Genomic DNA, 26,014 nt, shown 5'->3' on the forward strand with positions numbered 1-26,014 from the left:
GCCTGGCCCCCAGGCCGCACCCACCCCACTTTAGAACGCAACCGGAGAAAATTGATGTTGAAAGCCTACCGTGACCATGTGGCCGAACGTGCTGCATTGGGCATTCCGCCACTGCCCTTGAGCGCCAAGCAGACCAGCGAACTGATCGAGCTGCTGAAAAACCCGCCTGCTGGCGAGGAAGCAACCCTGGTCGACCTGATCACGCACCGTGTGCCTGCGGGCGTGGACGATGCCGCCAAGGTCAAGGCCAGCTACCTGGCCGCCGTGGCCCATGGCACGGAAGTGTGCAGCCTCATCGGCCGTGAGAAGGCCACGCAACTGCTGGGCACCATGCTGGGCGGCTACAACCTCACGCCGCTGATCGATCTGCTTGACGACGCTGCCGTGGCTTCCGTGGCTGCCGAAGCGCTCAAGAAGACGCTGCTCATGTTCGACCAGTTCCATGACGTCAAGGAAAAGGCCGACAAGGGCAACACCTTCGCCAAGGCCGTGCTGCAAAGCTGGGCCGACGCCGAATGGTTTACCAGCCGCCCCGAAGTGCCCCAGAGCATCAAGCTCACCGTGCTCAAGGTCACTGGCGAAACCAACACCGACGACCTGTCGCCCGCGCCCGATGCCTGGAGCCGCCCCGACATCCCGCTGCACGCGCTGGCCATGCTCAAGAACAAGCGCGACGGCATCACCCCTGAAGAAGACGGCAAACGCGGCCCGGTGAAGTTCATCGAAGACCTGCGCGCCAAGGGCAACCTCGTGGCCTATGTGGGCGACGTGGTGGGCACCGGTTCCAGCCGCAAGTCGGCCACCAACAGCGTGCTGTGGTTCACCGGCGAAGACATCCCCTTTGTGCCCAACAAGCGCTTTGGCGGCGTGTGCCTGGGCAGCAAGATTGCCCCCATCTTCTACAACACCATGGAAGACGCGGGCGCGCTGCCCATCGAGCTCGACGTAAGCCAGATGAACATGGGCGACGAGATCGAGCTGCTGCCCTACGCTGGCAAGGCTTTGAAGGATGGCAACGTCATCGCTGAATTCGAAGTGAAAAGCGAAGTGCTGTTTGACGAAGTGCGCGCCGGTGGCCGCATTCCGCTGATCATCGGCCGTGGCCTGACCACCAAGGCGCGCGAGGCCCTGGGCCTGGCGCCCTCCACGCTGTTCCGCCTGCCGCAAGTGCCTGCCGCCACCGGCAAGGGTTTCACGCTGGCGCAGAAGATGGTTGGCCGTGCCTGCGGCCTGCCTGCAAAGGATGGCAACCAGATGGGCGTGCTGCCCGGCACCTATTGCGAGCCGCGCATGACCTCGGTGGGCTCGCAAGACACCACCGGCCCCATGACCCGCGACGAACTCAAGGACCTGGCCTGCCTGGGCTTCAGCTCCGACCTCGTCATGCAGTCGTTCTGTCACACGGCCGCTTACCCCAAGCCCGTGGACGTGAAGATGCACCACGAGCTGCCCGAGTTCATCAGCAACCGTGGCGGCATCTCGCTCAAGCCTGGCGACGGCATCATCCACAGCTGGCTCAACCGCATGCTGCTGCCCGACACCGTGGGCACCGGCGGCGATTCGCACACCCGTTTCCCCATTGGTATCAGCTTCCCCGCCGGCTCTGGCCTGGTGGCCTTTGCTGCCGCCACGGGCGTGATGCCGCTTGATATGCCTGAATCGGTTCTGGTGCGCTTCAAGGGCCAGATGCAACCCGGCGTGACGCTGCGCGACCTGGTGCACGCGATTCCGCTGTATGCCATCAAGGCGGGCCTGCTGACGGTGGAAAAGCAGGGCAAGAAGAACATCTTCTCGGGCCGCATTCTCGAAATCGAAGGCTTGCCTGACATGAAGGTTGAGCAGGCGTTCGAGCTGTCCGATGCCTCGGCCGAGCGCTCTGCCGCCGGTTGCACCGTGCGCCTGAACAAAGAACCGATCATCGAATACATCAACAGCAATATCGTGCTGCTGAAGAACATGATCGCCCAGGGCTACGCTGATGCACGCACCATCGGCCGCCGCATCCAGGCCATGGAAGCCTGGCTGGCCAAGCCTGAGCTGCTGGCACCCGATGCCGACGCCGAATACGCCGCCGTGATCGAGATCGACCTGGCCGAGATCACCGAACCCATCGTCTGCTGCCCCAACGACCCCGATGACGCCAAGACGCTGTCGGACGTGGCCGGTGCCAAGATCGACGAAGTGTTCATTGGCTCGTGCATGACCAACATCGGCCACTTCCGTGCGGCTTCCAAGCTGCTCGAAGGCAAGAAGGACATCCCCGTCAAGCTGTGGATGGCACCGCCCACCAAGATGGACGCCCACCAGCTCACCGAAGAAGGCCACTACGGCGTGTTCGGCGCCGCTGGTGCCCGCATGGAAATGCCGGGTTGCTCGCTTTGCATGGGCAACCAGGCCCAGGTGAAGGAAGGCGCTACCGTGATGTCCACCAGCACGCGTAATTTCCCCAACCGCCTGGGCAAGAACACCAACGTGTACCTGGGTTCGGCCGAGCTGTCGGCCATTGCTTCCAAGCTGGGCCGCATCCCGACCAAGGCCGAGTACCTGGCTGACATGGGTGTGCTCAGCGCCAACGGCGACAAGATCTACAAGTACATGAACTTCGATCAGATCGCCGAGTACAAGGACGTGGCAGACGGCGTATCCGCCTGAACGATTCACGCCCTTCGGGGCTGAAAAAAAGCCCGGTGTTCGTAAGAGCTAGGCGTTACATAAAAGTGTTGACGCTCTAGTCGGGAGCACTTGATTCGCCCTCTGAGACATCATGTTTCAGAGGGCGTTTTTCTGCCGAAGATTTCTTCAGTGGTTCAGGGGGCCTGCCCTGGCCGACCTATCTCGCGCTTGGCCCGCGAAGCCCACCTACTCGGATGTAACTCCCTGCGGCCGGGAGAGAGACCTTGGACCGACTGACGCGGTGCAGCGTTTCAGGAACGCCGAATGCCTCGCAGCTGACGTTCTTGAAGAAGTTGACCTGTACCCCACTGCCGTGAGCTTTGCCTTGAAAAAAAATCCCTCTGAGCAAAACCGCTCAGAGGGATTCTTAGAAATCATGCCAAAGGCATCAACACTTTTATGTAACGCCTAGTTCGTAAGAGCACCGGGCTTTTTACTATTAACTTAATAGCTAGTAGCGCTTGCTGTATAAGCGCTAGAGGCTTATTTGACTTAAATTTTCTAGGCTTCGAACACGCGCGCCAGCAAGGCGCCTTCGGCCGGACCTGCCAGCGGGATGCGCACGCGCAGCGGGCTGCCCGAGGCTACTTGCAGTTCTTCGCCTTCAAGACCGCGCATCTGTTCCAGTCGCACCGTGCGGTTGCCGCCGGGGTGGATGATTTCCAGCAGGTCGCCCACCGCGAAGCGGTTTTTTGTTTCCACCTCGGCCCAGCCATCCTGCACGGCCTTGACCTCGCCGACAAACTGGCTGCGCCGGGCCTCGGAGCTGCCGGTTTCGTAGTTCTGGTAGTCGTTGGCGGGGCGGCGTTCCAGGAAGCCGGCGGTGTAGCCGCGGTTGGACAGGCCTTCGAGTTCGGTGATGAGCTCGGGGTTGAACGGGCGGCCCGCCACGGCGTCGTCGATGGCGCGGCGGTAGATCTGCGCCGTGCGCGAGACGTAATACTGGCTCTTGGTGCGGCCCTCGATCTTGAGGGAATCGACTCCGATTTCCACCAGGCGCTGCACATGCTCGACGGCGCGCAGGTCTTTGCTGTTCATGATGTAGGTGCCGTGCTCATCTTCCATGATGGGCATGAGCTGGCCGGGGCGCTCCTTCTCTTCGAGCAGGTAGACCTGGTCGGCCAACGGGTGGCGCTCGCCCCCGCCGCAGGCGGCAAAGGCGGCGTTGTCGTCCTCTTGCGCCTTGTTGAAGTTGAAGTCGCCCTCCATGCGCACGGCCATGGCTTCGCCGGTGTTGGGGTCTACCGCTGCGGGCTGGGTGGCGTAGTTCCAGCGGCAGGCGTTGGTGCAGGTGCCCTGGTTGGGGTCGCGCCGGTTGAAGTAGCCCGAGAGCAGGCAGCGGCCCGAGTAGGCGATGCACAGTGCGCCGTGCACGAACACTTCGAGCTCCATGTCGGGGCATTCCTGGCGGATCTGGGCGATTTCATGAAGGCTCAGCTCGCGCGAGAGGATGATGCGCGCCACGCCCACCTTTTGCCAGAACTTCACGGCCGCATAGTTCACGGTGTTGGCCTGCACCGAGAGGTGGATGGGCACCTCGGGCCATTTTTCGCGCACCATCATGATGAGGCCCGGGTCGGCCATGATGAGGGCGTCGGGCCGCATGGCGATGATGGGTTCGATATCGCGCAGGTAGGTGCGCACCTTGTCGTTGTGCGGCAGCAGGTTGCTGGTCAGAAAGAACTTTTTGCCGCGTGCATGGGCTTCAAGGATGCCCTGCTCGATCTGCTCCTGGCGGAATTCGTTGTTGCGTGCGCGCAGGCTGTAGCGCGGCTGGCCGGCGTAGATGGCGTCGGCGCCAAAGTCGTAAGCGGCGCGCATCTTGTCGAGTGAGCCGGCGGGCAGCAGCAGTTCAGGGCTTTTCAGGGTCATGGTGCATTGTGGCCGAGGCCATGAAAACCGCTCTGCCTTAGCTCAGCAAAGCAGTCGGGCGCAAGGATCTTCAGTCTTGTGGGCGAAAGCCTATTTCCAGCGTGGACGGAACACGTCCATCTACATCGCGGGGCAGCGACTCGGTTTTGTCCAGCGCGCGCAGCACGGCATCGTCCCAGGCCTTGTTGCCGCTCGACTGGATCAGTTTTTTGCCCACGATGGTGCCATCGGGCGCAGCGCGCACCTGCACCACCGCGCGCGGATTGCCTGCGATGGCATCCGGGTACACGATATTGGGCCGAACCTTGGCTGCCACCTTGCCACCGTAGTTGCCCGAGGGGCCGGAATTACGCAGGGCGGTGCCTGTGGCGTTTTCGCCGCCTGTAGCACCCGCCAGGCCTTGCATGCGGCGGATGTTCTCCTGCCGGCGGGCCTCTGCGGCCTGGGCGCTGGCTTTTTCCAGGGCTTCCTGCTTGCGCTGGGCTTCCTGCGCCTGGCGCTTCTTGTCGTCAGCCAGCTGCTTTTGCTTGTCCAGTTTTTCCAGGCGTTCTTTCTCGCGCTCGGCTTTTTGCTGCTCGGCCTTTTCCTTTTGCAGGCGTTCTTTTTTCTCCTGCTCCAGCCGTTCGCGGCGCTCGTCTTCCTTGCGCTCACGCTCGTGTTTTTCGCGTTCGAGTTGCTGCTGGCGTTCTTTCTTTTCTTGTTCCAGGCGCTTTTTCTCGCGTTCGATGGCGATGTCGGCTTCGCGGGTGTCTGGCTCTGCCTGCCGTGGTGGGGGCGGAGGGGGCGGGTCCGGCGTGGGTTTGGGCGGCTCGGGCTGCGGCGGGGGCGGGGGCGCTGGGGGTTCAACGGCCCGGGGCGCCGCCTGCTGCGGCACGGCCGACCACAGTTCGGCCTGTACGGCGGGCATGTCGGAGCTGCTTTTCCAGTTCACGCCCCAGGTCAGGGCTGCAATCAGAATGGCATGCGCCAGCACGGCCAGCGCAATGGCGCGCAGGCGTGCCGGTGGCCGGGGCGGGGCAAACTGGTCGCGGTCGTCGTTGGCGTGCATGCGGTGATGATGGGGCGGGCTGGCGGTCAGCCGCCCTGCTTGACGGAGAGGGCCACGCGCTGCACGCCGGCCTTTTGCAGTGCGTCCATGGCTTTCACCACGGTCTCGTAGGTTACGGTTTTTTCTGCGCTGATGAGGATGGGCGTGTCAGCGGGCTGGCTGGCCTGCCAGGTTTTCGCGGCACTGCCCAGCTCCTGCAAGCTCATGGGGCGTTCGTTGCCATCGGTCTTGAGTTTCAGGCTACCGTCCTTGTTGACAATCACCTGGCCAAACGTCTTGGGTGGCTTGCTGCCTTTGCCCACCGAGGGAACGTTGATGGCGCTGGGCGTCAGCATGGGCGCAGTCACCATGAAAATGATCAGCAGCACCAGCATCACATCGATGAAGGGCACCATGTTGATTTCGTTCATGGAGCGGCGGCGGCTGCCGGTGCGCGAGGCCATTGCGGGCATGGTGGGCTCCCGCTTCAGTGGCCTGAGGGCGAGCCGGGGTGGGCACCCAGGTTGCGCTGCAGGATGTTGGAGAACTCTTCGATGAAGGTCTCCTGGTGGTTGGCCACGCGGTCGATGTCGCGCGCAAAACGGTTGTAGGCAATCACGGCCGGAATGGCGGCAAACAGGCCCAGGGCGGTGGCCACCAGCGCCTCGGCAATGCCGGGTGCCACGGTGGCCAGCGTGACTTGCTCCATGCCGGCAAAGCCCGTAAAGGCGTGCATGATGCCCCACACCGTGCCAAAAAGGCCCACATAGGGGCTCACCGAGGCCACCGAACCCAGGAACGACAGACTCGATTCGACCACATCCATCTCGCGCTGAAAGCTGGCACGCATGGCGCGGCGGGCGCCGTCGAGCAGCGTGCCGGGGTCGGTGATGCGGCGCTCGCGCAGTTTCTGGTATTCGCGCATGCCGCTGGCAAAGATGCGTTCCATGGGGCCGGCGTTCTTGGCGTTTTGTGCGGCGCTGGCGTACAGGTCGTTGAGGCTGGTGCCCGACCAGAAATCGCGCTCGAAATCCTCATTGAGCGCCTTGACGCGTTTCAAGGCAAACAGCTTGCGAAAGATGGCGGCCCAGCTGGAGACGGAGACGATCAGCAGCAGCAGCATGACGAGTTGCACCACCCAGCTGGCTTGCAGCACCAGGGAGAGGATGGACATGTCTTGGGAATTCATGAAAGTTGTTCCAGAAGGGTGCTCGGGATTCTTGCGGGGCGCATGCTGGCGGCATCCACCCAGCCGATACGGATGGTGCCTTCGCTCAGCAAAACGCGCGGATGATTGGGTGCTTGCTCATTATTCAATAGCGCCTGCTGCACGATTGTCAAGGATGCGCGGCCGGTTTCCTGCAATTGGGCGGTAACAATGAGTTCATCGTCCAGGCGTGCCGGGCGCAGGTAGCGCAAGCGGGCATCGGTTACGACGAAGATCCCGCCCGTTTGTTCCCTCAGCTGTTGCTGGCCAATGCCCAGCGAGCGCAGCCACTCGGTGCGGGCGCGTTCAAAGAACTTGAGGTAGTTGGCATAGAACACGATGCCGCCGGCATCGGTGTCTTCCCAATAAATGCGAACGGGAAATTCGAAGGGCATGGTTCTTTCAGCCCAGCAGCCCGCGCAGGCGTGCCACCGATTCCTGCAACTGTGCCATGGAGTTGGCCGTCGAGAAGCGCACGAATCGCTGCGGATCAAAGGTGCCGAAGTCGCGCCCTGGCGTCACCGCCAAATGGGCGCGGCGCATCACCTCGTAGGCAAAGTCCCAGCTTCCCTGCACGCCGAGTTTTTCGCACGCGGCTGTGCAGTCGGCCCAGGCATAAAAAGCGCCGTCGGGCATCACGGGCACGGCAAGGCCCAGTGCCTGCAGTTCAGGGATGAAGTAGTCGCGCCGGGCCTTGAACTCGGCGCGCCGGCGTTCGTATTCGGCAATGCTCTCGGTCTCAAAACAGGCCATGGCTGCCATTTGCGACACGGTGCTGGCGCAGATGAACAGGTTTTGCGCCAGGCGCTCGACCACGGGCACCATGGCATCGGGCACCACCATCCACCCCAGGCGCCAGCCCGTCATGTTGAAATATTTGCTGAAGCTGTTGATGCTGATGACGTTATCGTCAATGGCCAGGGCCGTCTGGCCGAAGGCATCGTCGTACGAAAGGCCGAGGTAGATCTCGTCGATCATCGTCACGCCGCCCCGGTCCTGCACCACGCCGTGGATGCGGCGCAGCTCGCCCTGCGCAATGGAGGTGCCCGTGGGGTTGGAGGGCGAGGCCAGCAACACGCCCCGTGTCTTGCTGTTCCAGGCGGCCTGCACCTTCTCGGCGCTGAGCTGGTAGCGCTCGGCGGAGGTGGTGGGGATCAGTATGGCGTTGCCTTCGGCGGCGCTCACAAAATGCCGGTTGCAGGGGTAGCTTGGGTCGGGCATCAGCACTTCGTCGCCGGCCTCGATCAATGCCAGGCAGGCCAGGTGCAGCGCTGCCGAGGCGCCCGCCGTCACCACGATGCGGCGCGCGGGCACGTTCACGCCAAAGCGCTGCTGGTACCAGCCGCTGATGCGCTCGCGCAGGGGCTCGTAGCCCAGCGACTGGGTGTATTGCGTGGCGCCGTCGTGCACAGCGCGTGCGGCGGCTTCCTGCACCAGCGGGGGCGCCGTGAAATCGGGCTCGCCAATGTTCAGAAAAATCATGGGCTGGCTGCTGCCGGCCACCTTGCGGGCCATGGCCTGGGCGGCCTTGGCCACTTCCATCACATAAAACGGTTCAATGCGCTCGGCGCGCCTGGAAAACTTCATGGGGAGGGATCCTGCCCGCGCTGCGCGGGGGTGGCGGGAAAAAGCGGGCCGCAGTGCGGCCCGGGGCCGGTTCAGGCGCCAGCGTCGGTGCTGGCGGGGGCGGCAGCAGGCGCTGCGCCCTTGTCGGCGGCCACTTCGGCCGTGCGCAGGCGGGGCGCCAGGCCGTTGAGCACGGCATTCACATATTTGTGGCCGTCGGTGCCGCCAAATTCCTTGGCCAGCTCGATGCACTCGTTGAGCACCACGCGCCAGGGCACATCCAGGCAATGCTGAAACTCGTACACGCCGATCCACATGGTGGCGTGCTCGATGGGCGAGATCTCGGCCATCTTGCGGTCGAGCAGCGGCGTGATCAAGGCGTCGAGTTCGGCTGCCGTGTTGATGCAGCCGTGCAGCACGGCGTTGTAATGCGCGGCGTCGGCCTTGTGAAAACCGGCCAGATCGCGCGTGAACGAGTCAATGGCCGTGGCTTCGTTGCGCCCCACGATGTGCTGGTAAAGCGCCTGCAGCACAAACTCGCGGGCGCGGCTGCGGTTGGACTTGGACGCCGCCTTGCGCACGCCGTTGCTCTTGACGCCTGTGCGCGCCTGCTTGGGTGGGCGTGCAGCGGGGGATGCAGAAGGGGGCGCAGCGGGCGTGGTGGGATCGGTCATGACAGTTCTTCCAGCAGGTTCGCCATTTCCACGGCCACGCGGGCGGCGTCGCGGCCCTTGTCGGTCTGGCGGGCAATGGCTTGTTCCAGGTTTTCGGTGGTGATGATGGCGTTGGCAATGGGCAGCTGGTAGTCCAGCGCCAGCCGGGTCACGCCAGCGCCCGATTCGTTGGCCACCAGTTCGAAGTGGTAGGTTTCGCCGCGGATGATGCAGCCTAGCGCGATCAGCGCGTCGAAATTGTCGCTTTCGGCCATGGCCTGCAGCGCCACGGGCACCTCCAGGGCACCCGGCACCATCACATACTGGATGTGATCGTCTGGCACGCCCAGGGCCTGCAGTTCTTCGCGGCAGGCTTTGGCCAGTGCGTTGGTGATGCCTTCGTTGAAGCGCGCTTGCACGATGCCGATGTGCAGCTTGCTGCCGTCGAGCCCGCTTGCGGCTCCCTTGTCTGCGTTCAACATGGTTTATTCCTTGGGGATGTAGCCGGTGATTTCGAGGCCATAACCGGCCATGCTGGGCATGCGCCGTGGCTGGCCCATGAGCTGCATCTTTTGCACGCCGCATTCGCGCAAAATCTGCGCGCCCACGCCGTAGGTGCGCAGGTCCATGCGGCCGCGCTCGGGCGCCTGGGCCGCGCGGGCGGTGCCTTCAAACTGGGCCAGCAGCTGCGCGGCGCTTTCGCCGCAGTTGAGCAGCACGGCCACGCCCTTGCCCTGTGCATCCAGATAGTGCAGGCTGGTGTCCAGCCCCCACGAGTGCATGGAGCGGTTGACTTCGAGCGCATCCAGCACCGACAGTGGCTCGTGCACGCGCACGGGCACCACTTCGTCCGCGCCCCACTGGCCCTTGACCAGTGCCAGGTGCACCGCGCCGCTGGGTTTGTCGCGGTACGCGTGGGCGGTGAACTCGCCGTAGGCCGTTTGCAGCGTGCGCGTGCCCACCTTTTCGACCAGCGACTCGGTGCGGCTGCGGTGTTCGATCAGGTCGGCGATGGTGCCGATCTTGATGCCGTGCTCGGCCGCAAACACCTGCAGGTCGGGCAGGCGCGCCATGGTGCCGTCGTCCTTCATGATCTCGCAGATCACGGCGGCGGGGCTGCAGCCGGCCATGGCAGACAGGTCGCAACCGGCCTCGGTGTGGCCTGCGCGCATGAGCACGCCGCCGTCCACCGCCTGCAGCGGGAAGATGTGGCCGGGTTGCACCAGGTCGCTGGCCTGGCTGCTCCTGGACACGGCCACCTGCACGGTGCGCGCACGGTCGCCGGCCGAGATGCCGGTGGTCACGCCCTCGGCGGCTTCGATCGACACGGTAAACGCCGTGCTGTAGGCGGTGCCGTTGCGCGTGGCCATGGGCGGGAGCTTCAGGAACTCGCAGCGTTCACGCGTGAGCGTCAGGCAGATCAGGCCCCGGCCAAAGCGTGCCATGAAGTTGATGGCCTCGGGCGTGACATGGTCGGCGGCCAGCACCAGGTCGCCTTCGTTTTCGCGGTCTTCTTCATCCACCAGGATGACCATGCGCCCGGCGCGCATCTCGGCCACGATTTCTTGCACCGGCGAGATGGGCGCGGGGGTGAGGGGGGTGTTCATGGGAGGGCTTTCGTTGGGGGCCGCAGTGAGCGGTCGGGCTGCAGCGCAGGTTCCCGAGAGGCCAGACGGCTGTGCAGGCCCGAAAGGCCCGCCCCAAAGAACATGCGATGCGGCGCGGCCGCACGGTGCAGAGATCAGCGCGGTGCGCAGAGCTCCAAAGCCCATGATTTTAGTTCAGACCGGGGTGCCCTGCCGCCGCCTCCGGCAAGTTCAGGGCGATACCGTGCAGCCTTGCCGCCGCAATGCGACGTGCCACGGGGTTCAGGCTTGCAGTTCGACATCGCTCACGGGATAGGCCACGCACGGCAGCACGCAGCCCTCGGCCATTTCTTCGGTGGACAGGCCCGGCCACTCGATCTCGTAGCGCACGCTGCCCTGGCGCAGCTGCCCCAGGCAGGTGCGGCAGGTGCCGTTTCGGCACGAGCTGGGCCAGTCAATGCCGCCTTGCTCCAGCGAAACCAGCAGGGGCTGGTCGGGCCAGGCATCGCATTGCGCACCGTCGGGGGCAACGCGGGCAATGAAAAAGGGCGCTGTCATGGGGGAAAGGGAAGAGTCGCTCATGGTTTCAGGGTGGGTGGGGCGCTGGGGGCGGCGTGTTGCCACACCAGCAGCAGGTTGTTGGCGGGCAGCGCGTGGCGCGCGGCCAGACGCAGGCCGGCGTGCTGCGCTTGCCGCGCCACATCGCTGAGTGCACGAATGCCCCAGGCCGGGTTCTGCGCGCGCAGGCTGGCATCAAACGCCAGGTTGCCGGGGGATGTGGGCACATTGATTTCGAGGTAGGGGCCGTAGGTCACCAGGTGCCCCGTGGGCGCCAGGTGGCGGGCGGCGCCCTGCATCAGACCGGCGCAGCAGGCCCAGGGCGCAATGTGCAGCATGTTGGCGCAATAAATGAGGTCAAAGGGTGCATCGAACGCAGGGCCCGTGCTGGGCCAGCGGTCGGACAGCACGTTCAGCAGCAGCGGTGCGTGCACGTTGCGGGCGCTTGCGTCGGCGCTCCACGCGGCGATCGAGGCGAAGCCCGCTGGCTGCGCATCCGTGGGCTGCCAGGTCCAGCCGGGCAAGGCCGCCGCAAAGCAGGCCGCATGCTGGCCCGTGCCGCTGGCAATCTCCAGCGCGGCGCCCTGCTGGGGCAGCAAGGTCTGCAGCACTTCCAGGATGGGGCCACTGTTGCGCGCGGCGGCAGGGCTGTGTGCACGGGCTTCGGAGGACATTTTTGAATAAAAAGTGGCTCTGGCGATTATGGGTAAAGCGCTAATAGCTATTAAAAAATGAGTGCTTTACGCAAACTGCTTTTCACCGGGCGCATGCTTAAAAAGTAGGCAATGCGACGGATTCCTTTACCAATCAAGGACTTGGCGCGGCCATACAGGGCTTGTCAAAAGTTATCCACAGCATTGTCCCGTGTGGGCTGGGATAAGCCGGTGCCCCTGGGGCCTGTGCTGCCTAAAAAACAGGCGGTGCAGGGGATTCCTTTACAAATCAAGCACTTGGCGTTGCCATACAGGGCTTGTCAAAAGTTATCCACATGATTGTCCAGTGCGGGCAGGGATAACCCGAGGGGGCTGGGTGCGGCTTCCATGCGCCGTCAGGGTGCATCAGGCGGCTACCTTGACGCCTTTCCAGAACGCAATGCGGCCACGGATCTCTTCGGCCTCGGGCTTGGGGTCGGCATAGGTCCAGGCGGCATCGGGGTTGAGCTCGCCCTGGACCAGCAGCGACAGATAGGTGGCCTGGCCTTTGCGAGGGCACATGGTCTTGTGGTTGCTGAAGGTAACGAACTCGCGTTTGAGCGCACTTTCGGGAAAGTAGTGGTTGCCGTCCATCAGCACGGTGTCGTCGCTCTCGGCAACCACCACGCCGTTCCAAGTTGCTTTCATGGGAATCCTTTTACAGTAAAAACGGGCTGTAGCGCTTGCTGCACAAGCGCGAGCAGCTATAAATTTAGTAGTAATGGCCAAGGGCCGCCACCGGTGTGCAGCACGGCCATGCCACCGCGGCGCTGCCCATGAATTGTCGCGGGTCAGCGAAACAGCGCCTCAAACCCGTCTTCGGGGGTGAAGCGGCGCGCGTGGTAGTGCAGCCGCGTGGGGCCGGGCAGGGCGCGCTCGCGCACCGGGTGCATGGCGTCGCCGGGGTAGCAGAGCACGCGCACGCCGTTGTGGTCAAACGGCTCGGGCAGGATGAGGGGCGGAGGCTGGCGGCGCGCGGCATCCAGCACGCTGGCCACGCTGGCGTGGCGCGCCAGATGGGCCAGGCTCATGATTTGCGGCGGCGCCAGGTCGATGCGGCCATCGCGGTATTGCTCTAGTGCCGCGCGCGGCGCCAGCCACACGCTGTCGGTGGTTTCTTCGTTGTCGTGCAGCGCGGTCTGGTCGGCGGGCGCCTGGGCGACAAAAAAGCGCGTGTCAAAGCGGCGGGTGCCCATGGTGGGTGCCAGCGGCGTCACCCAGCGCGACCAGGGCGCGAGCTGGCGGGTTTGCAGGCGCAGCTGTAGTGCGCCCAGCACCTGCGCAAACGGCTGGCCTTCGCGCAGCATGGCGCGTGCGCGGGTGGCATTCACCGCCGAGGTGCCGCCCAGGGGCTCGGCCAGCAGCAGGCCGCATTCCTCCAGCGCTTCGCGCAGCGCGGCCACATACAGGCCGGCAGCGGTGGCGCTGTGGGTGTCGGGTTCGTTCAAGTTTGCATGCAGGGTGGCGTGGGGCTGGTCGAGGTGGGTGTCAGCATCCAGGGTGGCGTCGTCGGCATCGAGCTTGCCGCCGGGAAACACATACACCCCCGCCATGTTGGATGCCTGGGCGTTGCGGCGCAGCAGCAGCACCTCGGGGCCAGCGGTGCTGTCGCGCAGCAGCACCACGGTGGCGGCCGCGCGGGGAGTTTCGGGAAGGCCTGGGGCTGCGGGTTGCATGGAAATCCTTCAAAGCGTTGGGCAGTCGCACCCGCTACTGCAATCGGGCGTGGCGTGCCTTAAAGTGCAGGGCAATGGCGCAGCGTGCACGGTAGCAGAGCCTGCGCGCATTCTTTATCCCCCAGACGACAGGAGAGCAACAGCATGGCGATCAATTTCAACGGCCGCGTGGCCATCGTGACGGGCGCCGGTGGCGGCCTGGGCCGCCAGCACGCGCTGGCACTGGCGGCGCGCGGCGCCAAGGTGCTGGTCAATGACCTGGGCAGCGGCGTGCACGGCGAGGGCGGCTCGGTCAGCCCGGCGCAGGCGGTGGTGGATGAAATTCGCGCTGCCGGTGGCGAGGCGCTGGCCAATGGCGCCTCGGTCACCGACTTTGCGGCGGTCGAAGCCATGGTGCAACAGGCCATCGACGCCTGGGGCAGGGTGGACATTCTGGTGAACAACGCCGGCATTCTGCGTGACAAGAGCTTTGCCAAGATGGACATGGCCGATTTCCGCTTGGTGGTGGACGTGCACCTGATGGGCGCCGCCAACTGCTGCAAGGCCGTGTGGCCGCACATGGTGGCGCAGGACTATGGCCGCATCGTCATGACCACATCGTCCACGGGCCTGTATGGCAACTTTGGCCAGTCCAACTACGGCGCGGCCAAGCTGGCCCAGGTGGGCTTGATGCAGACGCTGGGCATTGAGGGCGCCAAGCACCACATCCATGTGAACGCCCTGGCACCCACGGCCGCCACGCGCATGACCGAGGGCCTGATGCCCCAAGAGGTGTTGGACGCCCTGAAACCCGAGGCCGTGGTGCCCGCCATGCTGGTGCTGGCGCACGAGAGCGCGCCCACGCGCACCATTTTGTGCGCGGGCGCGGGCACCTTCGAGGCGGCGCACATTACGCTCACGCAGGGCATTCACCTAGGCCTGGGCGCTGATGTGCCCGAGCAGCTGGCCGCGCGCCTGGCCGAGGTGACCGACCGCGCCGGCGAGCAGATACCACAAAGCGGCGCAGCCCAGGGCACCAACGAAGTGGGCAAGGCGCTGGCGGCAAGGGTTTGATGCAACGACGGGCGGACGTTGCTGCGGCGTGCTAAGTTCCGGCCCGGCCCCGAAGATCGGTAACAAAGATATGAGCACCTTGCAGCAAAAAATAACCGCCTGCCCCCCCGATGCCCTGGCTGGCATCCGCCGTGGCATCGAAAAAGAGGGCCTGCGCGTGCTGCCCACGGGCGATCTGGCCCTCACGCCGCACCCGGCGGCGCTGGGCTCGGCGCTCACTCACCCGCACATCACCACCGACTACAGCGAGTCGCAGATCGAGCTCGTCACCGGTGCGCACCGGGGCGTGCAGCAGTGCCTGGATGAGCTCACCGAGATCCACCAGTTTGCGTTGCGCACGCTGCACGAGCAGGGCGACGAGATGCTGTGGGTGTCGAGCATGCCGTGCCGCCTGCCCACCGACGAAACCATTCCACTGGCGCGCTACGGCAGCTCCAACGTCGGCCGCGCCAAAAGCGTGTACCGCATGGGCCTGGGCCACCGCTACGGCCGGCGCATGCAGACCATTTGCGGCATCCACTACAACTGGTCGATGCCGGGGGTGACGAGCGAACAGTATTTCGCCCTCATCCGCAACTTTCGCCGCCATGCCTTCGTGCTGCTGTACCTGTTTGGCGCCTCGCCCGCGTTGTGCCCTTGCTTTGCGCAGGGGCGCCCGCACGCCCTGCAGCGGCTGAGCGACCAGGCGCTTTACCTGCCGCACGCCACTTCGCTGCGCATGGGCCGCCTGGGCTACCAAAGCGATGCGCAGGCCACGCTGGCCGTCAGCTACAACGGCCTCGATGGCTATGCCGACTCGTTGCACGAGGCGCTCACGCAGCCCTATCCCGCCTATGAGGCCGTGGGCATCCGCAACCCGGGTGGCGACTACAACCAGCTGGGCACCAGCCTGCTGCAGATCGAAAACGAGTTTTACGGCACCATCCGCCCCAAGCGCGTGATCCAGCCCGGCGAGCGTCCGCTGCACGCACTGCGCGAGCGCGGGGTCGAATATGTCGAGGTGCGACTGATGGACCTGGACCCGTTCGTGCCCGTGGGCATCACGGCCGAGACCATGCGGCTGCTCGATGTGTTCCTGCTGCACTGCCTGCTGACCGACAGCCCGCCCGACACGCCGCAAGAGATCACCGAACTCAAGCACAACCAGCATCTCACGGCCGCGCGTGGCCGCGAACCAGGCCTGTGTCTGGTGCGCAATGGCCAGAATGTGCCTCTGGTGGACTGGGCCGCGCAGGTGCTGCAAGAATGCGCGCCGCTGGCCGCCGCGCTGGACGCCACGCACCACAGCACCGACTACAGCGCCGCGCTGGCCGGCGCCCGCACCACGCTGGCCAACCCGCTGCAGACGCCCTCGGCCCGCGTGCTGGAGCACATGGCGCGCGAGCACAGCAACAGCTTCACCGGCTTCACTACCCGCCAGTCGGCCCTGGCGCGCGATGCGCTGCTGGCCCTGCCCTGGAGCGACACCCAGCAGGCGCGGTTTGCCGCACTGGCCGATGAATCCGTGGCCGCGCAAAAGGCCATCGAGGCTGCCGACACGCTGCCCTTTGAGGAATGGCGCCAGCATTACATGGCTGCGCAGGGACTGGGCTGAACTGAGCCCTGCGAGCCCTGCGGAGGATTCAGGGCAGGGCCGACTCAGGGTGGATGGCGTTTGACGGGGGCTGCGCGGAGCTGGCGCACTGGTGAGCATCCATTGTGATGATCGAAAGCGCAGCAATGGGCCCATGTGCCCGCGAGTTCTGTCGGTGTGGCTGCGACCCGTTGCGAATGCCCTTTCTAGCGGCGCGAAGAACGGGGCGCGGAGCAGCATCTCGCCGCCTGACCGCAAACGCCTTCAGACGAACGCGTCAAGCGGATGTGTCGGGCTGCACTTTCACAATCCAGCCCGGCGGCACGACAGCTTTGGCGCTCAATGCGATTACTTGGCTGCCCGGGCCCTGGAGAAACCGACCCCCGCCAGGGCAAGACCGACCAGCAGCAGCGACGCTGGTTCTGGCACGGACCCGCCAGTCAAGTTTGCGTCATCGAAAACGATCGTTCCCGCCGCGCCTGAGGCACCAGAGGCAAACAAACCGCTCACGCTCTTGCCATCGGCAAAAAAGATCGTTGCCAACTCGTCACCCCGGAAGTCTGGAATGAGCGACTCATCAACGAAAGTTCCGTTCCAGCCACCGTAGTCCATGCCCGAATAGTTGAAAGCGTTGCTGCCGGCAAAGTTCCATGTCGCAGTAAATGCGCCTTCGGGATGAGGCGAATTGGTAAACGTAGCCACCGGTGTTCCGAGGGCTCCAATCGGCGGCAATTCCCAGATGGCCGAAGGGGGTGCGCCGCTGTCGGCCACAAAGTCAATTTGAAAACCGACCATGGTTGAAGAGTAAGTCGATGTCACCGATCCGCTCTGCGCGAAGCCGCCAAAGTTGAACACGCTGACAGTGGCAGCGTGCGAGGCGCATGCAGCGAACGCAAGGCTGGCTGCCAGAGCCAGGCGTTTGAACTCGAAAAATTGCTTCATGTCTTTTCTCTCGTCGTTGGAAGCAGTGGGATTACTGCCCTGTCCTGTCGCTGAAGCACATTTGATGCCACCGCTGTAACCTGTTGTCGCAATTGAGAAAGACCTGCCGTGGCAACTTGATGTGTAAAGAAATCCGACATTCGAGAGCAAGTCTTTTCAACGCGCTTTCGGGGCGCTGGGGTCGCGATGGGATGGTCAGCCCTGTTGGTCGAGGCTCTGACTGGGGTGTCTGTGGTTGGTGGCTACCGGTTGAGTGCCGTTGCCCATGGTCGTGAGCGCATACCAGCGGCCTGGGCACTCCCGGGCGCGCGAATATCTTCTCGGTCACAGCACGCCAAATGTTGGCTGCGGTGAACGCATCAAGTCAGGACGCGGCCAGTCGCCGTTGACGGTTTGTGGCCGACAGCAGCCGACCCAATACAGCCCGGTTGGTTTTTGCGACTGCCATTGAAGCGGTCACATTCACGCAGAGGTCTGGCTGCGAGCCATCAACCAACCGGTCATTTCCATCGGCATCCGCTCGTATCACCAAGAATTCAAAAATGATAGCTGCTAGCGCTTATGCAGAAAGCGCTGCAGGCATATTTCACTCAAAATTGGCAGGGTCGATCTGCAGCAGAGCTTCCTGGCGCCAATATTCGGCCGCATCGAGATACCCCTCCCACACGCAGCCGTTGCAGCCGCGCCCGCAGCAGGTGGTGGGCTCGGGCGGGGGCGCCCGCAGCAGCACGCCGTGCGCCTGGGCTTGCTGCTGCAGCGCCTCGAACATGGCGCGGGCCGAGGGGGCGTCGGTGGCGCGGGCGGGCACCTGCACCCGTGGTTCTGGCGTCACGACTGGTTGCGGGCCTTGGTTGCCGCCGCCCGGCGCATGGCGTAGCGCACCATGAAGCCGCCCCCCAGCACCAGCGCAAACCAGCCCACCAGCGCCGACTGCGCCATGATGTCCTGCACGCTGGGCGAGCGGGCCACATAGGGGGCGATCAGCACCACCAGTCCAATCAGCGCGCAGGTGACGCCCTTGAACAAAAGCTCTTTGTCGGCCTTGTTGGCAGGGCTTGCGGGGCGGTTGGCGGGTGAGGGCATGGCAGGGGTGAAACGGTGGGGAACGGGACGCGATTATCCTAGGAGGCTCTCGAACTTGGAAATAATCGGCTGCAAAGCGGCCGCAGCGGTCCATTTATTCCCGTCTTTTTGCCTCATAGCCGGGCTATGGCGCTGCAAACCCGGCAAAAACTGTCCTCGCTGGGGCCGTTTTTCGCTATCGACGCTCCAAGTCCGACAGCCTCCTGGCCACCCTCAGCCCGAACAGAACAATCAAGAAAGTACCCCCTCGCATGGCCATCCAGTGGTTCCCCGGTCACATGCACCTGACCAAGAAAGCCATCACCGAACGCATCAAGGACATTGACGTGGTGATCGAGGTGCTGGACGCGCGCCTGCCCGGCTCCAGCGCCAATCCGCTGCTGGCCGAGCTCACGGGCCACAAGCCAACCCTCAAGGTGCTCAACAAGCAGGACGTGGCCGACCCCGAGCGCACGGCGCTGTGGGTGGACTGGTACAACGCCCAGAGCGCCACGCGCGCCGTGGGGCTGGATGCCTCAGACCCCGCGCCCGCCCGCAAACTGATTGACGCCTGCCACCTGCTGGCGCCCAACCGGGGTGGCATGGTCAAGCCCATGCGCGTGCTGATCTGCGGCGTGCCCAACGTGGGCAAGTCCACGCTCATCAACACCCTCACCAACAAGCGCCAGGCCAAGACGGGCGACGAGGCGGGTATCACCAAGCTGGAGCAGCGCATCACGCTGGCCGACGATTTTTACCTGTGGGACACGCCCGGCATGCTGTGGCCGCGCATCGTGGTGGTGGAAAGCGGCTACAACCTGGCCGCCAGCGGCGCCATTGGCCGCAATGCATACGACGAAGAACTGGTAGCGCTGGAGCTGCTGCGCCGCCTGCAAACGCACTATGCGCCCCTGCTGGAGGCACGCTACAAGCTGGGCCTGCCGGCCGGCACCGTGGCCAGCATGCACGACGAAGACCTGCTGGCCGCCATTGGCAAAAAGCGCGGCGCCATGCTGGGCGGCGGGCGCGTGAACCTGCAAAAGACGGCCGAGATCGTGATGACCGATTTCCGCACCGCCATTTTGGGCCGCATCACGCTGGAAACGCCTGCCGAGTTCGAGGTCTGGCGGGCCGCCGGTGCGCTGGCGGACGCCGAGCGCGAGGCCAAGAAGCAGGCCCGTGAAAACCGCAAGAAGAAGGGCAGCGGCACCCGCGAGCCCTGAGTCCAAAGCCCTACGCGGACCCGACGCGCGGCACCACCGGGCAGTCAATCGGGCAGCTGGTAGTTCTTTTGCCGCACCAGCCGGCCCATGGCGTCGGCCACTTCGGGGTCGTAGAGCTGGCCCCGGTTCTTGTAGATTTCGGCCATCGCCACATCCAGGCCCAGCGCCGCGCGGTAGGGGCGGTGCGCCGCCATGGATTCGATCACGTCGGCCACGGCCAGCACCCGCGCTTCGGGCAGGATCTCGTCACCCCGCAGGCCGCGTGGGTAGCCGCTGCCGTCCATGCGCTCGTGGTGCTGGCGGATGATTTCGGCGATCGGGGTGGCAAAGGTCACGTCCTTCAAAATGTCGTAACCCGCCTGTGCGTGGCATCGCACCAGCTCCATCTCCAGCGGGCTCAGGCGCCCGGGTTTGGACAGGATCTCGGCAGGCACGGCGATCTTGCCGATGTCGTGCACCAGGCCCACCAGCTCCAGGTTTTTGCAGCGCTCTGCGTCCCAGCCCATCTCGCGGGCAATGGCGCCCGCAATCAGGCCCACGCGGCGTTCGTGGCCGGCGGTGTAGGGGTCGCGCAGCTAGACCATGTTGGAGATGGCCTGCAGCGTGCCCTGCATGGCGCCTTCGAGCTGCTGCACATAGCTGGCGATCTGTTCCTCGGCGCGCTTGCGTTCGGTGATGTTCTGGGCCATCACGATGGTGGCGGGCTGGCCATCGTCCCAGGTGATGATGGAGGCGTTCAGGCCCAGCTCGATCAGCTGGCCATCCTTGCGGCGCATGGGCAGGGTGTACTTCACGTTGCGTGCACCGGCCGCCAGCTGCTCCCAGGCCTAGTGGATGCTCGCCAGGTTGTCGGGGGCGGTGGTGGTGAACTGCAGCACGTCCTGCCCCAGCAGGTCAGCGGCAGACCAGCCCACAATTTCGCAGTAACGCGGGTTCACGTAGATAAAGCGGCCGTCGCGGCGCACATAGATGCCGCTGATGGTCTGCTCGATCATGTTGCGAAAGCGTTGCTCGCTCTCCTGCAGCACCTGTTCGCTTTGGCGGATTTCTGTCAGGTCGGTCCAGACGATGATGGCCTCGTCGCCCACCATAGTCATCGTGCCTCGCGCCATGCGTTCGCTGCCGTCCTTGCAGCGCAGGTGCATTTCAGGCAAAAGCAAGCTCTCGCCTTTCGGGTTTTGCGGTGAGGCGTGTTGCCACAGCTCCAGCACCTGCCGGCACTGTGCGTGGTCGGCACACACGCGCTCGGCCCATATCGACAGGGTGGAGATCTCTTGGGACGTGTAGCCCAGCCACTGCTGCAGGGCCGGGTTGCAGGCGAGCAGCCTGCGCGTGCCCAGCGAGAAAATCTGCATGGGCAACGGCGAGGCGTCGAACACTTCGCTGAACCGGTACTCCGAGAGTTGCGCCTTTTGTTCGGCCTGTTGCAGGCGGTTTTCGCTGGCCAAGCGGCCGAAGGCGAAAGAAAGCTCGGCCGCCATTTCGGTGAGCAGGCGTATTTCGTCGGCATCGAAAACAGTGAGCCCGCGTGCATACAGGCCAAAGACCCCCAGCAACCGTCCTTCGCAGGCCAGTGGCATCACGGCGCGCTCCTGAATGCCTTGTGCGTGCAGAAAAGTCAGCCAGGGGTCGGTGTCGTCTGCGTAGGTTGCCGGGATGGAATGCAGGTGGATCTCGCCCTTTGCCAGGCCGCCCATCAGCTGGTACCACGGGCTTTGAGGCGATTGCAGCGCCTGGGTCAGCAGCAGCAGATTTTCTGCCGGGATGCCATGTGAGCGGTGAAGGTGCAGCGGGAAACCACCCGTTTCCGTGAGCGCGATGAACATCATCGGGAACTTGCCGTGGGTGAGCAGCGCTTCGTAAAGGTTGGCCAGCAAGGTGTCCTGGTTGTTGCTGTGCGCCACGGCGTGGTTGGTGGCGCTGAGCATTTCGTACAGGTTGGACAGGCGCTGTACCTTCTCGGCTGCCTGCAGGTGCTCGATGGTGCTGCCGATCTGTTGCACCACGTTGTCGAGCAGGGCCTCGTCTTCGGGCAGGAAGGATGCGCCGGCTGCGCTGGCCTCGGGCGGGTACCAAGCGTGCAGCTGCGCGCGGGGCGTGTGGTGCACGCTGATGGCGCGCTCCAGCCACGGCGTGGGGCGGGGACTGGGGATCTGGTCGCCAAAATGCCCCCAGTCGCCGGTGATGGCCACTTGCACCTGGTCGGGCAGCACAAACCCCGCGTTCAGCCGGTCGATCACGCCTTGCAGCAACTGCGCCAGCGTCAGGCCGGGCGTTTCGACCAGCTGGGCGATGGCGTGCATGCAGCGCAGCTCTTTGATGCGCTCGCCCAGCGCCAGCACCAAGGCCTCGCGCTCGGCCGCCAGGCGCCGCCGGTCGGTGATGTCGCGCACCACCTGCACGTAGGCGTTTTGGGCATGGTGGTCGTGAAACGGGGCCACGCTGCATTCAATGGCATTGCGGCCGTGGTTGCGTTCGATTTCCACCTGGAAAGCCGCCTTGGCGGTCTGCATGCCCTGGCATACCGGGCAGGCAGCGGCGCTGACCTCGGCGTCATGGAACAGCGCATGGCTCGACTGGCCCACCAGCTGCGCGGCAGCCTGGCCCGCAAAAAGAGCCGCAGCCGCGTTGGCCTGGTGGATCTTGCCGTCGGCCGTGACGATGAGCGTGGGGTCGGGCACCGCGTCGTAGGTGCTGGCAGCACGCGCCAGCATGCTGAAGGGCTCACGCAGGGTGCTGTGCACCAGTGCCAGGTAAACGTACCAATACGCAAAAATCTTGAGCAGATGCCCAACCAGGTTGGCTGTTGCATACACGCTGACATAGCGGGTAAAGGCCAGTTCCGACAAGATCATGAACACCACGGCCGCCAACAGGTTGGCCAGCAGGCGCGTGGACATGAGGGCGCGCTGGCGCCACAACAGTGCCAGCGCACCGGTCAGCAGACCAATGATCACGTATTCAGCGTAGATCTTGAACGGTGTCAGCCCCTGGCCGTCCACATAGGCGGAGGGAAAGAAATCGTTGGCAATCAGCGCTGCGCTCAGCACCGCGGCCATGCCAAAGCCCGCCTGCATCTGCAATGGACGCACGCGGCGGTACAGCAGCAGGGGTGCAGATACCAGCGCCACCGCCTGGATGAAGCGGGCGGCTACCCACAGCTGGATGGCCGGGTCGGCACTGTTGCCGGGCAGCAGCTGCATACCGTCGAACACGACCAGGTGCAACAAGTCGAGCGCCCCACACCAGCCAATGGCCACGGCGATGTACACCACGAAATGGTTGCGCGTGAAGCGCTGCGAGGTGGTGGCCACCACCAAGGCCACCATGGCGATCACGATGGAAAAAAGCTCGGCCAGCGTGTGAAAAAGCAGGTAGTTCACCCCTGCGCCCACCCAGCAAATGACAGACACGAGCACGGGCGGCGGAAGGCTTTTCAGCACCAGCCGCCACAGGGGCGGGGCGGGGGCGTGCACCGTGGGTGCTGTGGCTGGCGAACTGGCTGGCGGCATAGGTGGTGTGCCCCTTGGATCAGGGCGTTGTGCAGTCGGCCACGGGCTTTGGGTGGCGACGCGTTTTACCTGCAAAAAGGGCGCTCGGTGCTGATGAAAACCAGCGCGAGCGCCCTTGCTTTATGCGTCAGTAGCTATTTAATAAATAGCAAACTCAGGCGCCACCTATTTGTTCTTGTCCTTGCCGCGTGGAATCACCGACGTCATGGGCGGCATGGGGCGGTCAGAGCCGGAGCCCTCTTTGGGGGGCGATGTGTCTTTCTTCGGCTTTTTCGCCATCTTGTTGTTGTGCATTTGTCCTTTGGCCATAGATCCTCCTGGATGGGTCTCGGGATGGGACCACTCGGTGGAATGGTACGTCACAAAACGGGCTGTCCGACCTATCCTGGGGGTTTTGCCGCAGTTGCTGCAGTGCCTGCCGCCTGCAGGCGGGATTCGACCAGGCCGTACAGGCGCAGCAGGCGCGCAATATGGTCGGCGGCGCAGCGCGGCAGGGGCGTGCGCTCATCGCTTTGCCGCTGGGCAAGGCTCCATTGCAGCAAGGCGGGGCCTTCACGCGCTTCGTCCATGTCGCACTGGTAGGCGCTGTGGGCGTTGTCTGCACCATCGCCGGGTGCGGGCGCGCCGTTTTTCCAGCTCAGTTTGAAGGCCCGCCCCCAGGGCTGGCCCTCGTGCATGCAGGGCTGGCGTGCGCCCACCCAGATGTCGTCCTCCCACCAGCCGTTGCGGTCGCTGTTCCACCAGTCGCTGCAGCGCTCGGTAAACCGGGGCAGGCTGGTGAAGGCCTCGATGCGCGCGGGCGTCAGCTCGGCCTGCAGGCGCCGCCACAGCGGATAGCCTGCGCGGGCCTGGCCCTCGGCCTTGCGCAGGTAGTCGAGCACACCGCGCCAGGCGTGGCTGCAGGCGCGCCAGGCCTCGGGGTGGGCGAATTCGTCCAGGGGCTGCCACTGCAGGGGAGCGCCATGTCTGTAGCTGCGATACGCCAGCAGCAACTGCTCGGTAAAGGGCGCAGGATGGCGCCGCAAAGCGGCACCCAGCCGGGCCAGTGCGCCCCGGTGCACAGGCACGCGCTCCACTGCCACGTAAAAATCCCAGGTTTTCCAGATGGTCATGAACACGCTGGCGTCGCGCGGGTCGCCGTCTTCGTCCACATGCCGCTGGCACAGCGAAAAGTCGGTCTGGCCAAACCAGCCTGACGCCTGGTGCTGTTTGCGCGCCACTGCGGCGCAGTGCACGGCGGCCAGCACGTTGGCAACGCTGATGGTTTCATCGGCAAACAGTGCGGTGGCCAGGGGCCACGCGGCACCAATGGCTTCGTCGGTTGGCACCACGCACTGGCCGTGGCGCAGGGCCGTGACGATGGCGTCCCGGTTCAGCAAGGGCGTGATGCCGTCTTCGCCCGCGCTCAGGGGGGCATCGCTGGCGGCAAGGCAGGGCGGCAGGAAGAGGGCCGTTGCCGCCTCGCGGGAGAACTCGGCCAGGTGGGGCACGCCACGCACTTCATCCAGCAGCCAGGCAATGTGCTCGGGCCCCTGCAGTTGCAATTGGAACCCATGGGTGAACAGCGCCACCCGCGCGCTCAGCCCGCCGTGCACGCACAGCGCGCCTTGGGCGCCATGGCCCCACAGCAGATCGGTGACGGCCAGCGCACCGCCGATGTCCAGCAGCCCATCCACCGTGGCGTCGTGCGCCTGCAGGTTGCCGGCAACAATGAGGTGCGTGGCGCCTTGCGGTGCGCCGCCCGTCAGGGCGCCGTCGATGTGCAGGTCGCCGTCGATGAACACCCGGCACGGCGACGGGGGCAGTGCCTGCCCGGCCGGCACCAGGGCGAGCAGCGGGCTGCCAGCGGCCAGGGGCGCTGCAAGGTCCAGCGCGGGCAGGCGCAGGTTGCCCGAAAAGCAGGCCACCCACTCACTGCGTTGCGTGCCGGCCAGCTCCTGCATGCGCCGGGCCAGCACATGGCCGCTGGGCAGGCTGGAGGCAACTTCGGACAGGGTGGCAACGCGGAAGGTGGGCATGGAAAGTGGCAGAGCGCGCGGCCGCTGGCGCCACGGGGCGTGGGCCGGGAGGTGGGCCGTAAGTCGGGCCGCAAGGTGGGCCAGGGCGGCGGCGGGCATCGTACACCCGAGGGGGGTCGGAGCCGCCGCGTTGCGCATACGATGGCGGGTTCTCCTTGCATGCCCGCCCTACCCAATGACCCAAAATCCTCCCGCCTTCGAAGTGCTGCCCCGTGACCTTTCAGCCTACCGCCAGGGCAATGTGGGCATCGACTATGTGCACCGTTTCGATTCGGGCCAGCCCGGGCCGCATGTGCTGATCAATGCGCTCACCCACGGCAACGAGCTGTGCGGCATGGTGGCCGCCACGCACTTGCTCGACACCGGCGTGCGGCCCCGGTGCGGCACGCTGACCATCAGCTTTGCCAACGTGGCCGCCTACGAGTCGTTCAACCCCGCGCGCCCTTTTGACAGCCGCCAGCTGGTGCACAACCTCAACCGCGTGTGGTCGGCCGCAGAGCTGGACGGCGCCGCCGACAGCCCCGAGCTGGCCCGTGCCCGCGCCCTGCGTCCCGTGGTGGCCGCTGCCGATCACATTCTGGACATCCACTCGACCAGCCAGGATGTCGAGCCCTTCTGGGCGTATCCGGCCTATGCGCGCAATGCGGCGGTAGCCCAGGCCATTGGCAGGCCGCCTGTGCACCTGGTGATGCCGCAAGGCCTTGGCTCGGGCACGCCCCTCATCCAGCACGGCCGCCATGGCCAGGCCGATGGGCCCGGCGCGGCGCTGGTGGTGGAGTGCGGGCAGCATTTTCTGCAATCGGCGGCCGACATGGCGACGGCGGTGGCGCTGGATTTTCTGGCCCATTTCGGGCTGATCGAAGCGGCCCCCGGCAGGCTGGCGCCTGGCCCGCAGCGTCGCTATGAGCTGCTGCAGACCTGCATGGTGCGCACGCCCGATTTTTGCTTTGTGCGCCCGCTGGTGGGCTTTGAGGTGTTTGCCAAAGATGCGCTCATTGCCACCGACGGGCCCCACGAGATTCGCGCGCTGTGCGATGGCTGCACCGTCATGATGCCCACGCGTGAGCCCATCGTGGGCCGCGAGGCGGTCTACCTGACGCGGCCCCTGTGAGGGCCAGTGG

At 64.9% G+C, this 26,014-nt stretch carries 24 protein-coding genes and 1 pseudogene; 5 read left to right on the forward strand and 20 right to left on the reverse strand.

Features of this window, described 5'->3' with window-relative positions; genetic code table 11:
* Positions 1-54: 54 nt before the first annotated feature.
* A complete protein-coding gene (acnB, locus tag B7Y64_RS09915) occupies positions 55-2,652 on the forward strand; it encodes a bifunctional aconitate hydratase 2/2-methylisocitrate dehydratase (RefSeq protein ID WP_111866725.1) in 2,598 nt (865 codons plus the stop codon).
* 522 nt (positions 2,653-3,174) lie between these two features.
* On the opposite strand, the gene yegQ is transcribed toward acnB, so the two are convergent.
* From yegQ to B7Y64_RS09980, 13 genes are all read right to left on the reverse strand, one after another.
* Positions 3,175-4,545 (reverse strand): tRNA 5-hydroxyuridine modification protein YegQ, encoded by a 1,371-nt coding sequence (gene yegQ / locus B7Y64_RS09920; RefSeq protein WP_291327141.1) that lies wholly within the window; start codon positions 4,543-4,545, stop codon positions 3,175-3,177.
* A gap of 70 nt (positions 4,546-4,615) precedes the next feature.
* Positions 4,616-5,593 (reverse strand): cell envelope integrity protein TolA, encoded by a 978-nt coding sequence (gene tolA / locus B7Y64_RS09925; RefSeq protein WP_291328766.1) that lies wholly within the window; start codon positions 5,591-5,593, stop codon positions 4,616-4,618.
* A gap of 26 nt (positions 5,594-5,619) precedes the next feature.
* Positions 5,620-6,045 (reverse strand): biopolymer transporter ExbD, encoded by a 426-nt coding sequence (locus B7Y64_RS09930; RefSeq protein ID WP_024815796.1) that lies wholly within the window; start codon positions 6,043-6,045, stop codon positions 5,620-5,622.
* A 14-nt stretch (positions 6,046-6,059) separates the two neighbouring features.
* Complete coding sequence (tolQ, locus tag B7Y64_RS09935) at positions 6,060-6,761, reverse strand: protein TolQ (protein WP_291327139.1); 702 nt, start codon at positions 6,759-6,761, stop codon at positions 6,060-6,062.
* Positions 6,758-7,174 carry a tol-pal system-associated acyl-CoA thioesterase gene (ybgC, locus tag B7Y64_RS09940; protein WP_291327137.1) on the reverse strand — a complete coding sequence of 139 codons (417 nt, stop codon included), beginning with the start codon at positions 7,172-7,174 and terminating at the stop codon, positions 6,758-6,760. Before ybgC ends, tolQ begins: the two co-directional genes overlap by 4 nt.
* A 7-nt stretch (positions 7,175-7,181) precedes the next feature.
* Positions 7,182-8,366 (reverse strand): pyridoxal phosphate-dependent aminotransferase, encoded by a 1,185-nt coding sequence (locus tag B7Y64_RS09945; RefSeq protein WP_291327136.1) that lies wholly within the window; start codon positions 8,364-8,366, stop codon positions 7,182-7,184.
* A gap of 71 nt (positions 8,367-8,437) precedes the next feature.
* Positions 8,438-9,019 (reverse strand): transcription antitermination factor NusB, encoded by a 582-nt coding sequence (gene nusB, locus B7Y64_RS09950; protein WP_291327135.1) that lies wholly within the window; start codon positions 9,017-9,019, stop codon positions 8,438-8,440.
* Complete coding sequence (gene ribH, locus B7Y64_RS09955) at positions 9,016-9,480, reverse strand: 6,7-dimethyl-8-ribityllumazine synthase (protein ID WP_291327133.1); 465 nt, start codon at positions 9,478-9,480, stop codon at positions 9,016-9,018. Before ribH ends, nusB begins: the two co-directional genes overlap by 4 nt.
* Before the next feature lie 3 nt (positions 9,481-9,483).
* Complete coding sequence (gene ribBA, locus B7Y64_RS09960; protein ID WP_024815790.1) at positions 9,484-10,605, reverse strand: bifunctional 3,4-dihydroxy-2-butanone-4-phosphate synthase/GTP cyclohydrolase II; 1,122 nt, start codon at positions 10,603-10,605, stop codon at positions 9,484-9,486.
* Between the two features lie 261 nt (positions 10,606-10,866).
* Positions 10,867-11,166, reverse strand: a complete 300-nt coding sequence (locus B7Y64_RS09965; protein ID WP_024815789.1) for a 2Fe-2S iron-sulfur cluster-binding protein — start codon at positions 11,164-11,166, stop codon at positions 10,867-10,869.
* The gene (locus B7Y64_RS09970) at positions 11,163-11,816 is read right to left on the reverse strand and encodes a DUF938 domain-containing protein (protein WP_291328769.1); all 654 of its coding nucleotides are present in this window, start codon (positions 11,814-11,816) and stop codon (positions 11,163-11,165) included. The genes B7Y64_RS09965 and B7Y64_RS09970 overlap by 4 nt, the downstream gene beginning before the upstream one ends.
* Positions 11,817-12,200: 384 nt before the next feature.
* Positions 12,201-12,482, reverse strand: a complete 282-nt coding sequence (locus B7Y64_RS09975) for a DUF427 domain-containing protein (protein ID WP_024815787.1) — start codon at positions 12,480-12,482, stop codon at positions 12,201-12,203.
* 143 nt (positions 12,483-12,625) lie between these two features.
* Positions 12,626-13,510: an NUDIX hydrolase gene (locus B7Y64_RS09980; RefSeq protein ID WP_291328772.1), complete on the reverse strand. Its 885-nt coding sequence runs from the start codon at positions 13,508-13,510 to the stop codon at positions 12,626-12,628.
* A gap of 144 nt (positions 13,511-13,654) precedes the next feature.
* Here B7Y64_RS09980 and B7Y64_RS09985 point away from each other — a divergent pair, with 144 nt between their 5' ends.
* Both B7Y64_RS09985 and gshA read left to right on the forward strand, forming a co-directional pair.
* Positions 13,655-14,563, forward strand: coding sequence for an SDR family NAD(P)-dependent oxidoreductase (locus B7Y64_RS09985; protein ID WP_291328774.1), 909 nt, complete (start codon positions 13,655-13,657; stop codon positions 14,561-14,563).
* 70 nt (positions 14,564-14,633) lie between these two features.
* The gene (gshA, locus tag B7Y64_RS09990) at positions 14,634-16,157 is read left to right on the forward strand and encodes a glutamate--cysteine ligase (protein ID WP_291328776.1); all 1,524 of its coding nucleotides are present in this window, start codon (positions 14,634-14,636) and stop codon (positions 16,155-16,157) included.
* Between the two features lie 327 nt (positions 16,158-16,484).
* On the opposite strand, the gene B7Y64_RS09995 is transcribed toward gshA, so the two are convergent.
* The 3 genes from B7Y64_RS09995 to B7Y64_RS10005 all read right to left on the reverse strand — a co-directional run bounded on the left by B7Y64_RS09995 (position 16,485) and on the right by B7Y64_RS10005 (position 18,161).
* Positions 16,485-17,078, reverse strand: a complete 594-nt coding sequence (locus B7Y64_RS09995; protein ID WP_291324215.1) for a PEP-CTERM sorting domain-containing protein — start codon at positions 17,076-17,078, stop codon at positions 16,485-16,487.
* Positions 17,079-17,664: 586 nt separating this feature from the next.
* On the reverse strand, positions 17,665-17,847 hold the full coding sequence (locus B7Y64_RS10000) for an oxidoreductase-like domain-containing protein (RefSeq protein WP_291324216.1): 183 nt from the start codon (positions 17,845-17,847) through the stop codon (positions 17,665-17,667).
* 59 nt (positions 17,848-17,906) lie between these two features.
* Entirely contained in the window at positions 17,907-18,161 is a 255-nt protein-coding gene (locus tag B7Y64_RS10005; RefSeq protein ID WP_024815773.1) for a hypothetical protein, read from the reverse strand.
* Between the two features lie 251 nt (positions 18,162-18,412).
* Between B7Y64_RS10005 and ylqF the strand changes: the two genes are divergently transcribed.
* Positions 18,413-19,363, forward strand: coding sequence for a ribosome biogenesis GTPase YlqF (gene ylqF / locus B7Y64_RS10010; protein WP_291324217.1), 951 nt, complete (start codon positions 18,413-18,415; stop codon positions 19,361-19,363).
* Positions 19,364-19,407: 44 nt separating this feature from the next.
* Here ylqF and B7Y64_RS10015 read toward each other — a convergent pair whose 3' ends face one another.
* The 4 genes and pseudogenes from B7Y64_RS10015 to B7Y64_RS10030 all read right to left on the reverse strand — a co-directional run bounded on the left by B7Y64_RS10015 (position 19,408) and on the right by B7Y64_RS10030 (position 24,893).
* Positions 19,408-19,938: an HD-GYP domain-containing protein gene (locus tag B7Y64_RS10015; protein ID WP_291324233.1), complete on the reverse strand. Its 531-nt coding sequence runs from the start codon at positions 19,936-19,938 to the stop codon at positions 19,408-19,410.
* A pseudogene (locus B7Y64_RS10020) lies at positions 19,939-22,875 on the reverse strand (MASE3 domain-containing protein).
* Positions 22,876-23,040: 165 nt separating this feature from the next.
* Positions 23,041-23,184 (reverse strand): hypothetical protein, encoded by a 144-nt coding sequence (locus tag B7Y64_RS10025; protein WP_291324219.1) that lies wholly within the window; start codon positions 23,182-23,184, stop codon positions 23,041-23,043.
* 71 nt (positions 23,185-23,255) lie between these two features.
* Positions 23,256-24,893: a hypothetical protein gene (locus B7Y64_RS10030; RefSeq protein ID WP_291324220.1), complete on the reverse strand. Its 1,638-nt coding sequence runs from the start codon at positions 24,891-24,893 to the stop codon at positions 23,256-23,258.
* Between the two features lie 175 nt (positions 24,894-25,068).
* On the opposite strand from B7Y64_RS10030, the gene B7Y64_RS10035 reads away from it, so the two are divergent.
* Positions 25,069-26,004 (forward strand): succinylglutamate desuccinylase/aspartoacylase family protein, encoded by a 936-nt coding sequence (locus B7Y64_RS10035; RefSeq protein WP_291324221.1) that lies wholly within the window; start codon positions 25,069-25,071, stop codon positions 26,002-26,004.
* Positions 26,005-26,014: the final 10 nt, after the last annotated feature.

Source organism: Acidovorax sp. 35-64-16, assembly GCF_002281195.1.
In the GTDB taxonomy this organism is placed as follows: domain Bacteria; phylum Pseudomonadota; class Gammaproteobacteria; order Burkholderiales; family Burkholderiaceae_C; genus Acidovorax; species Acidovorax defluvii.